At 71.7% G+C, this 12,032-nt stretch carries 13 protein-coding genes; 5 read left to right on the forward strand and 8 right to left on the reverse strand.

What is annotated here, in order from left to right; genetic code table 11:
* Positions 1-52: 52 nt before the first annotated feature.
* Positions 53-1,360: an MFS transporter gene (locus AC3IYJ_RS24370; protein WP_489396873.1), complete on the reverse strand. Its 1,308-nt coding sequence runs from the start codon at positions 1,358-1,360 to the stop codon at positions 53-55.
* Between the two features lie 99 nt (positions 1,361-1,459).
* Here AC3IYJ_RS24370 and AC3IYJ_RS24375 point away from each other — a divergent pair, with 99 nt between their 5' ends.
* Positions 1,460-2,416, forward strand: coding sequence for a LysR family transcriptional regulator (locus AC3IYJ_RS24375; protein ID WP_489396874.1), 957 nt, complete (start codon positions 1,460-1,462; stop codon positions 2,414-2,416).
* Here the strand turns inward: AC3IYJ_RS24375 and AC3IYJ_RS24380 are convergent.
* Positions 2,370-3,452, reverse strand: coding sequence for a helix-turn-helix transcriptional regulator (locus AC3IYJ_RS24380; protein WP_489396875.1), 1,083 nt, complete (start codon positions 3,450-3,452; stop codon positions 2,370-2,372). The genes AC3IYJ_RS24375 and AC3IYJ_RS24380 overlap by 47 nt on opposite strands.
* Before the next feature lie 365 nt (positions 3,453-3,817).
* Positions 3,818-4,537, reverse strand: a complete 720-nt coding sequence (locus tag AC3IYJ_RS24385) for an alpha/beta hydrolase (RefSeq protein ID WP_489396876.1) — start codon at positions 4,535-4,537, stop codon at positions 3,818-3,820.
* 114 nt (positions 4,538-4,651) lie between these two features.
* Between AC3IYJ_RS24385 and AC3IYJ_RS24390 the strand changes: the two genes are divergently transcribed.
* From AC3IYJ_RS24390 to AC3IYJ_RS24400, 3 genes are all read left to right on the forward strand, one after another.
* Complete coding sequence (locus AC3IYJ_RS24390) at positions 4,652-5,800, forward strand: adenosine deaminase (RefSeq protein WP_489396877.1); 1,149 nt, start codon at positions 4,652-4,654, stop codon at positions 5,798-5,800.
* Between the two features lie 139 nt (positions 5,801-5,939).
* Positions 5,940-6,200, forward strand: a complete 261-nt coding sequence (locus AC3IYJ_RS24395; protein ID WP_489396878.1) for a hypothetical protein — start codon at positions 5,940-5,942, stop codon at positions 6,198-6,200.
* A gap of 132 nt (positions 6,201-6,332) precedes the next feature.
* Complete coding sequence (locus AC3IYJ_RS24400) at positions 6,333-7,121, forward strand: hypothetical protein (RefSeq protein WP_489396879.1); 789 nt, start codon at positions 6,333-6,335, stop codon at positions 7,119-7,121.
* Positions 7,122-7,172: 51 nt separating this feature from the next.
* Here the strand turns inward: AC3IYJ_RS24400 and AC3IYJ_RS24405 are convergent, their stop codons facing one another.
* From AC3IYJ_RS24405 to AC3IYJ_RS24425, 5 genes are all read right to left on the reverse strand, one after another.
* A complete protein-coding gene (locus AC3IYJ_RS24405; RefSeq protein ID WP_489396880.1) occupies positions 7,173-7,382 on the reverse strand; it encodes a PspC domain-containing protein in 210 nt (69 codons plus the stop codon).
* A 51-nt stretch (positions 7,383-7,433) separates the two neighbouring features.
* Positions 7,434-8,075, reverse strand: a complete 642-nt coding sequence (locus AC3IYJ_RS24410) for a VanZ family protein (protein ID WP_489396881.1) — start codon at positions 8,073-8,075, stop codon at positions 7,434-7,436.
* Between the two features lie 50 nt (positions 8,076-8,125).
* A complete protein-coding gene (locus AC3IYJ_RS24415; RefSeq protein ID WP_489396882.1) occupies positions 8,126-8,776 on the reverse strand; it encodes a PH domain-containing protein in 651 nt (216 codons plus the stop codon).
* 36 nt (positions 8,777-8,812) lie between these two features.
* Complete coding sequence (locus tag AC3IYJ_RS24420; protein WP_489396883.1) at positions 8,813-9,436, reverse strand: class F sortase; 624 nt, start codon at positions 9,434-9,436, stop codon at positions 8,813-8,815.
* 87 nt (positions 9,437-9,523) lie between these two features.
* Positions 9,524-10,798 carry a hypothetical protein gene (locus AC3IYJ_RS24425; RefSeq protein ID WP_489396884.1) on the reverse strand — a complete coding sequence of 425 codons (1,275 nt, stop codon included), beginning with the start codon at positions 10,796-10,798 and terminating at the stop codon, positions 9,524-9,526.
* A gap of 268 nt (positions 10,799-11,066) precedes the next feature.
* Between AC3IYJ_RS24425 and deoC the strand changes: the two genes are divergently transcribed.
* Positions 11,067-12,029, forward strand: coding sequence for a deoxyribose-phosphate aldolase (gene deoC / locus AC3IYJ_RS24430; protein WP_489402908.1), 963 nt, complete (start codon positions 11,067-11,069; stop codon positions 12,027-12,029).
* Positions 12,030-12,032: the final 3 nt, after the last annotated feature.

The following is a 12,032-nucleotide window of genomic DNA, read 5'->3' on the forward strand; positions in this document are numbered from 1 at the left end:
GTCCGTCAGCGGGCAGTACGGCCGTACCTCAGTACGGCCGCAAGCCCTTGCCTCATCGGGCGGGCAGTGCCGCCGCGTGCGCCGCGCGGGCCGCGTGGGACCCGTACAGGGTGATCGAGACGACCCCGACGACCGCGAGCAGCGCCAGGGCGACCGTGGCCCCCCACCCCGCCGAGTGGTAGGCGAGGGCGCCCAGGGTGCCGCCCGCGCTGGAGCCGAGGTAGTACGCCGACTGGTAGAGCGCCGAGGCCTGCGCGCGGCCCGTCTTCGCCGTACGGCTCACCGCCGCCGAGGCGACCGCGTGGCCCGCGAAGAAGCCCGCGGTGATCAGGACCAGGCCCAGCAGGATGGAGGGCAGGGAGTCCGACAGGGAGAGGAGCAGGCCGAGGGCGGTCGTGGTCACCGCCAGGTACAGCGCCCCGCGCCGGCCCGTGCGGGCCACCAGTCGGCCGGCGGCCGCCGAGGAGACCGTGCCGACCAGGTAGACCAGGAAGATCGAGCCGATGACGCCCTGCCCGAGGGAGAACGGTTCCTCGATCAGGCGGTAGCCGATGACGGTGTAGACGGCGCCGAAGACGGTCATGAACAGCGCGCCGATCCCGTACAGGCGCAGCAGCAGCGGATCGCGCAGGTGGCCGGAGACGGTACGTCCCACCGCGCGCGGGTTCAGCGAGGCCGGCCGGAAGAACCGGGCCCGGGGGAGGAGGACCAGGAAGGCCACCGCGCAGGCCAGCGACATCAGGCCGACGGTCAGCAGCCCGCCGCGCCAGCCCCAGGCCTGGGCCGCCCAGCCCGTGACGAGGCGGCCGCTCATGCCGCCGATGGAGTTGCCCGCCACGAACAGGCCGATCGCGGCGACCAGCGCCTTCGGCTTGACCTCTTCCGCCAGGTACGCCATCGCCGAGGCCGGGACGCCGGCGATCGCCGCACCCTGGACGGCGCGCAGCGCGATCAGCCACTCCAGGTTCGGCGCGAAGGGGACGAGCAGGCCGACGCCCACGGCGACCACCATCGAGCAGGTCATCATCCGGGTCCGGCCGAACCGTTCGGACAGCGCGCTCAGCGGCAGGACGAACAGCGCGAGGGCGCCGGTGGCCGCCGAGACCGTCCAGCTGGCCTGACCCGCCGTCACGCCGAAGCCGGCGGAGATCGCGGGGAGCAGGGCCTGGGTGGAGTAGAGGAGGGCGAAGGTGGCCAGGCCCGCGGCGAAGAGCGCCAGGCTCATCCGGCGGTAGCCGGGGCGGCCGGGCTCGCGCGCTTCGGGGGCAGGGGTCTGGGCTGAGGGGGTTTCGACTGCGGCAGGGAAAGGCGGGGTGGAGGCACCCACGGTGGTGGGTGCCCCGGTATGAGCGGGAGGCATGTGTACGACCGTAGAGCCGGTCTTTTCATGCGTCCAATGCACAGATTCGCGATAATCGATCCACTGGTGCATCAGTACAGGTCAGATGGGTGTCTATCGATGAGTCGTTACGAAGAAGACATGGCCGTGACACACGCGCTGGCCCCGCGCCTCGCCTACTTCGCCGCCGTCGCCCGGCACGAGCACGTCACCCGAGCCGCGCACGAGCTGGGGGTTCCCCAGTCCACCCTGTCGCGGGCCATGGTCCGCCTCGAACAGGACCTGGGCGTCGCACTGTTCGCCCGCAAGGGCCGCACCGTCGCCCTCACCACCGCCGGCCGCACCTTCCTCGCCTCCGCCGAGCGCTCGCTCGCGGAGATCGCCCGCGCCGCGGGCTCCGTCCAGCAGGACGCGGACCCGTCCTTCGGCAAGGTCGCCTTCGGGTTCCTGCACACCCTGGGCCCCGAAACCGTACCGGGGCTCATCCGCGCCTTCCGGGCCGACCATCCGGGCGTACGGTTCTCGCTGGTCCAGAACTACGGCGAGGCCATGCTGGAGAAGCTCCGGGCCGGCGAGCTCGACCTCTGCCTGACCTCCCCGCTGCCCGACGCCCCCGACCTGGTGGCCCGCCGCCTCGACGAGCAGCGGCTGCGCCTGGTGGTCCCCGACGACCACCGCCTCGCCGCCCGCAAGCGGATCCGGCTGGCCGAGGCCGCGGAGGAAACCTTCGTCACCCTGGAGTCCGGCTACGGCCTGCGCCGGATCACCGACGACCTCTGCTCGGAGGCCGGGTTCACGCCCCGGGTGGCCTTCGAGGGGGAGGAGGCCGAGACCCTGCGCGGGCTCGTCGCGGCCGGGCTCGGCGTCGCGCTGCTGCCGCCGCCGGCCGTGGCCCGGCCGGGGGTGGTCGAGCTGACGGTCACCGCTCCGCGCGCGGTCCGCGAGATCGGCGTGGCCTGGCTGGACGGGCATCCGGACACGCCGCCGGTGGCTCAGTTCAAGAGGTTCCTGCTGTCGCGGCGCGGACGTCTCATCCCGGAGCTCCCGGAACTTCCGGAGCCCCGGCCGGGGGCGTGACCGGGGGCACGAGTGGGGTCGGGGTGATGGCGGCGGCCAGCAAGTACCCCGCCTGGAAGCGGGACTTGGCGCCCACCGCGCGCATGATCTCGGCGATGTGGCGCTGGCAGGTCCGCTCGGACATGCCGAGCCTCCGGGCGATGATCTTGTCTTCCATCCCCTCCGCCAGCAGCCGCACGATGGTCTGGCGGAGCTCCTCGGAGATGGAGCGGGCCTGCTCCGGGCCGATGGTGGTGGTGAAGGGCTCCGCCGCCGCCCAGGAGCGTTCGAAGGTCTGCACCATGAAGTGGACGACATTGGGCTCGCGCACCAGCAGCGCCGCCTTGGTGTCGCCCTGAACCTCCATCAGGCCGGTGTGCCGGTCGACGAGGATCATCCGCATCAGGCCGTCGCCGACGGTGCGGACCTGCGAGCCGAGGGCGGTCACCCGCTCGACGTACGCGGCCGTCGGGGGGGAGTAGCGGGCGGTGTGCTGGTAGATCGTGCGCAGCCGCACGCCGCGGGTCAGCAGGGCCTCGTCCCGCAGCACCGCCTCCGCCAGGATCTCGGCCGGACGGCCGCCACCCGGATGGCAGGTCAGCATCTCGCACTCGGCCGACGCGGCGAACCCCTGGAGCAGGTCCCGCAGCGCGTCCTGATCGGTGATCATCTCCAGGTGGTCCACCCCGTCGCGGTCCCGCTGCGAGGTGCCCGCCTCGTACTGCGGGATCAGCGTCTCCAGCAGGGTCCGCAGCCGGTCCATCTCGTCGTGGGTCTCGCGCATCCGCAGGGCCAGCGGGGCCAGCGTCCGGGCGGTGGCGGCCCGCGGGGACACGGCGCTCCAACGCGTCGGGCCGATCCCGAGGCAGTCCTCGGCGCCGTCCGGGCGGGGCTGGAGCAGGTGCGCCGCCGTGAGCTCGGCGATGGCGGTGGAGACGGCGGCCGGGTCGCCCAGCAGCTCGGCGGCCTCGTCCTCGGTGAAGGCGTGCCGCTCGGCCGCGTATCCGTACAAGCGTCGGGCCGCGCCGCTCAGCCGGTCCGCTTCATCCGCTGGCATGTCCATATTCGTCCCGGCCTGCGCCGATTCGTAAACCCCTCGTGTTCCCGCAAGGCATCAAGACGATGCCCTTCGATCTTCGCGAGCATATGCCGAACCGGCACAGTGGTACCACGGCGTTCTCGGGGGAGGGTGCGGGCTCCGCGAGTCCGTGCCTCGCCGTCATGGGCAACGCACCCTCGCACGGTCGCGTGCCTCGGGTGGTTGCGCCGGGCCCGCCCGTGTCGTCCGACCGGGAGGGGACGGTGCGGCCGGTACGGACGGCCCAGCGCGACCACCCGCACCAATCCAGAACCCCCTGATGCCGCCCCGGCTCCTGTGGAGCCCCCGGCCCGGCCGGTCGCCCGGCCGTCGGGGCCGGGGTGTCAGCGGCGCAGGGAGCGTCCGTAGCCGGAGGCGAGCGGCATGCGCAGGCCCAGCGGCGGTGGAGCCGCCAGCGCGTCGGTGACCGGGCGCGAGTAGGGGCCGCTGAACACCGAACCCAGGACGAAGTCCACGGACAGGGCCACGACTTCGGCCTGGTGCTCGCGCAGTCCGTGGCCGTCGGAGTGCACCTCGAAGCGGCACGTCGTGCGGTTGGCCTTCTTCGCCCGGGTCGCCAGCCGGTACGACAGCTCCGGGTCGCTGCGCGCGTCGTTGGTGCCGTGGACGATCAGCACCCGGCGGCCCGACAGCTGTTTCACCGGTTCGGGGGAGTCCGAGGCGGACCGTTTCGGCAGCGAAGGGGCCAGCGCCAGAACGGAGTTGACGGCTTCGTGGCCGGCCGCGGCGAGGGCCGCCCGGCCGCCCGCGTCATATCCGGCCAGGCACACGGGCACGTCCCCGTACCTGCGGACCACCTCGTCGGCCGCCCATTCGGCCTCCGCCTCCCGGGTGTCCCCGCCGTGGATGACCTGGTGTGTGACCAGTCCGTCCGCCGCGCCCGCGCGGGCCAGTGCCCGAGCGAGCGGCCGTACCGGACCGGGGGAGAATCTGGATGCTCCGGGAAGCAGGAGCACCACACCGCTGACTGTGGAAATCGAGCCGGTCGCGCCGGCCGCCCGCCCCAGACGGGCCCCGCGCGCCGACGGCGCATGCTGTGCCATGGCGAAACAGTCTCAGACGCCGAGGTGTACTCCACCCGTCCGCGCGGTCACTGTTACATATCGGGTCCCGGGATCAACGCGGCACTCTACGCGCGTAGGAGCTAGAGTGCCCAGATGACGAGCGAGACCCCCAACCTGCCCACCCCGGATCAGATCCGCCGCTCCCCGAAGGTGCTCCTGCACGACCACCTCGACGGTGGCCTGCGCCCCGGGACCATCATCGAGCTGGCCCGCGAGGTCGGCTACGAGAACCTTCCCGAAACCGACGCCGACAAGCTCGGCATCTGGTTCCGCGAAGCCGCCGACTCCGGTTCCCTGCCGCGTTATCTGGAGACGTTTGCGCACACCTGCGCGGTCATGCAGACGAAGGAGGCCCTCTTCCGGGTCGCCTCCGAGTGCGCCCAGGACCTGGCCGAGGACGGCGTCGTGTACGCCGAGATCCGCTACGCGCCCGAACAGCACCTGGAAAGCGGCCTGACCCTCGAAGAGGTCGTCGAGGCCGTGAACGACGGGTTCCGCGAGGGCGAGCGCCTCGCGAAGGCCGACGGCCGCCGCATCCGCGTCGGCGCCCTGCTCACCGCGATGCGCCACGCGGCCCGCGCGCTGGAGATCGCGGAGCTGGCCAACCGCTACCGCGACAACGGCGTGGTCGGCTTCGACATCGCCGGCGCCGAGGCCGGGTTCCCTCCCACCCGCCACCTCGACGCCTTCGAGTACCTCAAGCGCGAGAACAACCACTTCACCATCCACGCGGGCGAAGCCTTCGGCCTGCCGTCGATCTGGCAGGCCCTGCAGTGGTGCGGCGCCGACCGGCTCGGGCACGGCGTGAAGATCATCGATGACATCGAGGTCGCCGCCGACGGCTCCGTGAAGCTGGGCCGCCTGGCCTCGTACGTCCGGGACAAGCGCATCCCCCTGGAGATGTGCCCGACCTCGAACCTGCAGACGGGCGCGGCGCTCTCCTACGCCGAGCACCCGATCGGACTGCTGCGCAAGCTGCACTTCAGGCTGACCGTCAACACCGACAACCGGCTGATGAGCGGCACCAGCATGAGCCGCGAATTCGAGCACCTGGTCGACACCTTCGGCTATTCGCTTGAGGACATGCAGTGGTTCACTGTCAATGCGATGAAGTCCGCGTTCATTCCTTTCGATGAACGACTGGCCATGATCAACGACGTGATCAAGCCCGGTTATGCGGAGCTGAAGTCGGAATGGCTGTTCCGTCAGACGGCTTCCACCAGGGGTTCTGTCTCGGCATAGGCCATGGCATTACGTACTGAAGGCGCCCGGGAGGAGCAATTCCCGGGCGCCTTCTCGTATTTAATGATGTTTGCGGGTCGGGGTTTGAAGTGACTAGTTTGCGGAGCCGCTCATTTCCCCGTCGCAAGGACGATCCTTCATGAAGCAGTCAGCTGCCAAGACCCTCGGTGTCGCCGCTCTCGGTGCCGCCTTCGCCGCCGTCGCCGCCGGTTCCGCCTCGGCCGCCGTCCCCGCCGTCGGTCTCGGTGACGCGCTGGGCACCGTCCAGAACCTCACCAGCCAGCAGCACGTGAGCGCCGAGGAGGGCCAGCCGGCCGGTCAGTCGAGCGACCCGGTCGGCCAGCTCACCAGCAGCCTCGGCGGCCTGCCGCTCGGCAGCCTCGGCAACCTCGGCGGCTGACCCGCGCCTGCGGAAATCGCACGTACGCACACGTGGCGCACACCCCTTCGGGCAGGTGTGCGCCACGTCGTGGCGTGTGCCACGATCACAGCCAACTGCCCGCCGACGTACGGGGTATGAGGTAATTCGATCATGCGCATGAAGGCTCGGACCGTCACGGCCGCACTGCTCCCAGCCCTGCTGTTCGCGGCAGTGGGATGCAGTAGTACGCACACCTCCGGGAGCGGCAAGCCCGCAGACCCGAAGGGCCCCGCGAGCACACCCGGCCAGGCCGCATCGGCGGGCTCCACCGGATCCCCGGGGGCCGCCGGCTCCGCAGGTGCCTCCGGCACGGCCGCGCCCAAGCGGGCCGCGAGCAGGCTGGAGCGCTCCGCCCTGGAGCAGGGGGACCTGACCGGCTACCAGATCTCCGCGAACGGCAAGAACCCCAACGCCCCCGCCGGTCAGCCCCAGGCCGACCGCAAGGCGTGCCAGCCGCTCGCCGACATCATGGGCGACAAGCCCGACCCGGCCGCGCGCGAAACCGTCAACCGGGGCATCGGCTCGCAAACGGAGCTGGGCCTCGCCGTCTCGGCCTCGGTCAGCTCCTACACCGCGCCCGACGCGAAGGCGCTGATCGCCCGTCTCAAGGACGCAGTGCCCGCCTGCGCGACGGGCTTCAACGCCACCGTCGAGAAGAAGGCCGGCAGCTACCGCGAGGTGAAGCCGGTCGACTACAAGGCGGGTGGCGACGAGAGCGTCAGCTGGACCATGACCGTCTCCGCGGCGGGCGTCGCGGCCCAGGTGCACCTCGTCGTCGTGCGCCAGGGGGACACCGTCGTACGCCTGATGGCCCTCAACGTGGCGGGAAACGGGAAGACCCCCGAGGTCCCGCACGCCGTGACCGACAAGCAGCTCCAGAAGGTCCGCACGGCGGGCTGAGCGCCGGACCACCGGCCGGCCGGGCCGCCCGCGGACCGGGCGGCCCGGGAACTACCAGCCGGCGGTTCCGGCGGAGGCCGTCTTGTCGTTCGGCAGGAGCACCCACAGTGCCAGGTAGATCAGGAACTGCGGGCCGGGGAGCAGGCACGACACCACGAAGATGAGACGCATCGTGTTCGCGGATATTCCGAATCGGCGCGCGAGACCGGCACAGACTCCGCCGATCCATCGTCCGTCACGGGGGCGGGCAAGGGCGCTCATGGTCTCTCCTCGGTCGTTCGTCGTCTTCTCGGGAGGCTTTCCCTCGATGTCTCAATACTCCCGAGGAACCGCGGAGAGAACGTCGCTCCAGCGGCCGAGCCCGACCCTGGTAATTCTCGGGGTCGCCCCCTGAGAGCCCATCTGGGGGACCACCCGGACCCCGCCCACCGGGGCGGCCTCCGCAGCGGCCTTCACCGCGGACCCCGCAGCGGCCTTCGGGGAACGCCGCAGCCTGGCCCGCAGCACCGGTACGACGGCCAGGTGCGCCATCATCACGCCGAGGGTGTTCAGCAGCACCGAATCCACGTCGACCACCTGCCCCGGAACGGCGGTCTGGAGCATCGCGACCCCGACCGAGACCAGGGCGCCCGCCGCGGCGGTCCGGGCCAGTGAGGACCAGGCGGCCAGCGGCGACAGCCCCACCCGCCCGCCGGCCAGCGGCAGCAGCACCCCGAGCGGGGCCAGCAGCGCCAGCCCCCCGCCGATCCGGCGGGCCGCCTCCAGGGGCCCGTAGGCGAGGTCCGCCCGGATCCCCTCCAGCGGGGTCAGATTGGCCGCGGCGGCCCAGGGGATGTTCAGGGGCCGCAGCATCAGCCAGCCGACCATGAAGAGGTGAACGGCCAGCAGGACCCAGGAGAGAAGCCGGATCCGCAGGTGGATGGCGGCATTGCCGCTGCCCTTGAGACGGTGCACGCCAGTGGAGACGCACCGTCCGGTCCCCGCGGTTCCGGGAAAACGGCCGGTCAGCCCGTGGCGAGCAACACGATCAGGAGCAGCGCGCCGATCACCGACGGCACGAGGATCTCGTAGGACCAGGCGACCTTGACGCCGCCCTGGGCGCCGGCCCGCGAGGCTCCGCGCTCGTGCATCTCGCGCAGCTCGTCCACGGCCTTGTCGGCGGTGGCTCGGGGCGCGGCGTCGCCCGGCTGCGGGGTGCCCTCGCCGGGAGCGGTCATGCTCCGGCCCATGATCCCGCCGAGCCGGCTGGGCCGGCCGTTCTGGATGCGGTTCACCCGCTTGCGCTCGCGCAGGGAGACGGGGATGGACCACAGCTGGTACTTCGACCCCTCGGCCACCACCTCGGCCGAGAACCGGGCGCGCACGGTGTCCACGGCGCCCCAGGGCAGTTCGACGGTCCGGAACGGGTTGCGCACGCGCATCCGGTCCGCGTTGGCGAAGACGGCCGGGCGGATGGTGAAGGCCACGACGAGCGGCGCCAGGCACAGCGCGACGGCGACGGCGATCCAGGGGGCGTTCCCGCTGCCCCGCACCACGGTGTCCCCGCAGAGCCACGCGAGCAGGGCGAGCATCGCCACTCCGGTGACGGTCGCCATGGGGGAGCGGTAGACCCGGTCGTCGTACACCGGTTCGTCAGTGGGCTGCTCGCTGCTCATGCGCCCGATTCTGCCTCACCGCGCCCCCGGTGCGAATCAGCCTGCGAGATCGGCGTACAGGATGATGTTGTCGGGGCGGTGACCTGCGGTGATTTCGCCGCCGCAGGTGATCAGGCGCAGTTCGGGGCGCGCGGTGTCCCCGTAGACCTTCGCGGTGGGGAAGGACTTCTTGTCCACCTGCTCCAGCTCGCGCACCCGGAAGACGGCGGTGCTGCCGTCCGCCCGGGTGACCGTGATCTCGTCGCCGATCCTGACCTTCGCGACGTCCTTGAGCACGGCCGGGCCGCGGGCGGTGTCGAAGTGGCCGATCAGCACGGCGGGACCGGTCTCGCCCGGGGTGACGCCCTTGGTGTACCAGCCGATCTTGTCCCCGTCCGCCACCGAGGGAACCTCAACGGTCCCGTCGGCGGCCAGCCCGAGCTCGAGCACCGGGGAGGTGTCGACCCCCGCCGCGGGCACGCGGACCCGTACGGGCTTCGAGGCGGCCATCGGCGCGGCGGACGCGGCGGGGGCCGGGCCCGAGGCGGTGGCGGGTGCGGCGGAGGTCGCGACGACATGCGCCGGAGGCGTGGCCGCGGGGGCGGCGCCGCCGCAGCCGGTGAGGGCGGCGAGGGCGACCGGGGCGAGCAGCAGGGCGGCGCGGAGGATGGCGCGGGACATGGGGAACTCCTGAACGGGGACCGGCGGGCCACCACGAGGGTGGCCCGCCGAGGGGGGGGAAGACGTTTCCGCTGGGCGTCCGCTGCGTCAGACGTTGCTGCGGCGACGGCGCAGGGCGCCCGCGCCGAGCGCGGCGAAGATCGCGAGGAGGCCGGCGCCCGCCGCCAGGGTGGTGGTGTTGTCGGTGTCCGCGACCGTCGCGACCGGGATCTCGGCGCCCGCCGCGACCGCGCCCTGCGGAACCACGGAGGTCTGGCCCGTGGTCTGCGTGGTGGTGTTCGAGGTGGTGGAGGGCTTCGGCGCGGGCGCGGCCGCGTCGTCCTTGACCGGGTACTCGGCGGTGCAGCCCTTGGGCAGGGCGGGGAAGGCGGTCCGGCTGACCGGGGTGTCGCCGCCCTGGGTCTTCCACTCGAGCACGGGCTGGGCGCCGCTCGCGTTGACGATGCGCAGGTGCATGCCGTCCGAGGCGGGGAGCGCGGAGGAGGTGCGGGTGAGGGTGCGCCACACCACGGTGTCGTTGCCGGCGCTCCGGACGACGGCCTTCGGGCCGCTGGTGGACATCGTGAGCTCGGCGCTCAGGCCGGCGCCGATCGACTGCGTCCGGGATTCGGAGACGCAGGTCTCGGCCGGGGTGGGGTCGTTCTTGACCGGGTACTCGGGGGTGCAGCCCTTGGGGAGCGCGGGGAAGTCGGCGCTGAGGGCCTTGGAGTCGCCGACCTGGTACTTCCACCGGAGCACCGGCTTGGCGCCGCTCGGGTTCTCGATGCGCAGGGCGTCCGGGTTCGGACCGTTGGGGTGGGTGCGGTCCAGGGTCTGCGGCGCGGGGTCGCCTTCCAGGTTGCGCACGAAGGCCTTCGGGCCCTGCGGGGACATCGTCAGGTCCGCGGACTTGTACTCGCCGAGCCGCACCGTCTTGACCGCGGAGACGCAGGACGCGGGCGTGGTGGCCTCGCCCTTCGGCAGCGGGTAGGACTTGGTGACACCGGCCTTGGTGACCGTGAGGACGGGGGCCGCCGTGTCCGCCTTGGTGAGCTTGAGCTCCAGCCCGCTGAGCAAACCGCTGGTGTGGGTGCGGTCGAGCTTGTCCATGACGCGGACCATGTAGGTGTCGCCCGGCTTCCAGTCCGTGCCCACGAAGCGGATCCAGGCCTCCGGGCCCTCGGCCTTGTTGCGCAGCACCGCGACCAGGCCCTCGCCTATGTAGACCGGCTCGCCCTCGTACCGGCTGTTGTCCGAGGCGGCCGCCGCCGACAGCGCGGTCTGCGGCGCGGCCGCGAACGCGGAGGTGGCGGCCGGTGCGAGCAGGGTCCCCGCGACGGCGGCGGTGACGATGGCGGTGCGGAGGGCGAGGGCGGAACGCATAACGACTCCTTGAAGCATGGTGAGGAAGACGGAGGAGAGTCGCATGCCTCGTTGAGTCTGTTCGGCGTGTGTTGCACCGGGTCAGGTGTGGCGGGCTGCTGAAGAGAAATTTACGGATCCTGTGCGTGTGGATCATCTGCTTCCTGTCACCAAACTGTCACGGCGAACCCGTGTGCGAAAGCGGGGGGAGCGCGGGGGGAGTTTCGGACGATTCCGGGGGGAGGGGGTGACAGGCCGCTACGCGCGTAGATATGCTCATGTGGTGACCATGCCCACCACCCTCACCGCATTCGCTGACGTGACGACGTCCGACAGTGCGCTGCGCCGCTTCCTGCACGGGCTGCCCGGCGTCGACGCTGTCGGCCTGGAGGCCCGCGCGGCCTCCCTCGGCACCCGCTCGATCAAGACGACGGCCAAGGCCTATGCCATCGACCTGGCCATTTCGATGATCGACCTGACGACGCTGGAAGGCGCGGATACCCCGGGCAAGGTCCGGGCGCTCTCCGCCAAGGCCGTGCACCCCGATCCGACCGACCGCACCACGCCCACGACGGCCGCCGTCTGCGTGTACCCCGACATGGTGGCCACCGCGAAGGCCGCCCTGAACGGCGCCGACGTCAAGGTCGCCTCCGTGGCCACCGCCTTCCCGGCCGGTCGCGCCGCCCTGCCCGTCAAGCTCGCCGACACGGCCGACGCCGTGGCCGCCGGTGCCGACGAGATCGACATGGTCATCGACCGTGGCGCCTTCCTCGCCGGCCACTACCTCGACACCTACGAGCTGATCCGCTCGGTCAAGGAGGCCTGCGTCCGCCCCGACGGCAGCGCGGCCCGCCTCAAGGTGATCTTCGAGACCGGCGAGCTGTCCACGTACGACAACATCCGCCGCGCCTCCTGGATCGGCATGATGGCCGGGGCCGACTTCATCAAGACGTCCACCGGCAAGGTCGGCGTCAACGCGACGCCCGCGAACACGCTGCTCATGCTCGAAGCCGTCCGCGACTTCAAGGCGCAGACCGGCATCCAGATCGGCGTGAAGCCGGCCGGCGGCATCCGGACCACCAAGGACGCACTCAAGTTCCTGGTCCTGGTCAACGAGACCGTCGGCGAGGACTGGCTGAGCAACCACTGGTTCCGCTTCGGAGCGTCCAGCCTGCTCAACGACCTGCTGATGCAGCGCCAGAAGCTGAGCACCGGCCGTTACTCCGGTCCCGACTACGTGACGGTGGACTGATCA

The organism is Streptomyces sp. GL_140 (genome assembly GCF_057834465.1).

What these genes read in the sequence shown, in the direction of transcription:
- AC3IYJ_RS24400 (WP_489396879.1), top strand. Translation starts at nt 6,333, where the DNA reads ATGCGCATGAAGGCTCGGACCGTCACGGCCGCACTGCTCCCAGCCCTG.
- AC3IYJ_RS24390 (WP_489396877.1), top strand. Translation starts at nt 4,652, where the DNA reads ATGACGAGCGAGACCCCCAACCTGCCCACCCCGGATCAGATCCGCCGC.
- AC3IYJ_RS24375 (WP_489396874.1), top strand. Translation starts at nt 1,460, where the DNA reads ATGAGTCGTTACGAAGAAGACATGGCCGTGACACACGCGCTGGCCCCG.
- deoC (WP_489402908.1), top strand. Translation starts at nt 11,067, where the DNA reads ATGCCCACCACCCTCACCGCATTCGCTGACGTGACGACGTCCGACAGT.
- AC3IYJ_RS24370 (WP_489396873.1), bottom strand. Translation starts at nt 1,360, where the DNA reads ATGCCTCCCGCTCATACCGGGGCACCCACCACCGTGGGTGCCTCCACC.
- AC3IYJ_RS24385 (WP_489396876.1), bottom strand. Translation starts at nt 4,537, where the DNA reads ATGGCACAGCATGCGCCGTCGGCGCGCGGGGCCCGTCTGGGGCGGGCG.
- AC3IYJ_RS24405 (WP_489396880.1), bottom strand. Translation starts at nt 7,382, where the DNA reads ATGAGCGCCCTTGCCCGCCCCCGTGACGGACGATGGATCGGCGGAGTC.
- AC3IYJ_RS24415 (WP_489396882.1), bottom strand. Translation starts at nt 8,776, where the DNA reads ATGAGCAGCGAGCAGCCCACTGACGAACCGGTGTACGACGACCGGGTC.
- AC3IYJ_RS24420 (WP_489396883.1), bottom strand. Translation starts at nt 9,436, where the DNA reads ATGTCCCGCGCCATCCTCCGCGCCGCCCTGCTGCTCGCCCCGGTCGCC.
- AC3IYJ_RS24395 (WP_489396878.1), top strand. Translation starts at nt 5,940, where the DNA reads ATGAAGCAGTCAGCTGCCAAGACCCTCGGTGTCGCCGCTCTCGGTGCC.
- AC3IYJ_RS24425 (WP_489396884.1), bottom strand. Translation starts at nt 10,798, where the DNA reads ATGCGTTCCGCCCTCGCCCTCCGCACCGCCATCGTCACCGCCGCCGTC.
- AC3IYJ_RS24380 (WP_489396875.1), bottom strand. Translation starts at nt 3,452, where the DNA reads ATGCCAGCGGATGAAGCGGACCGGCTGAGCGGCGCGGCCCGACGCTTG.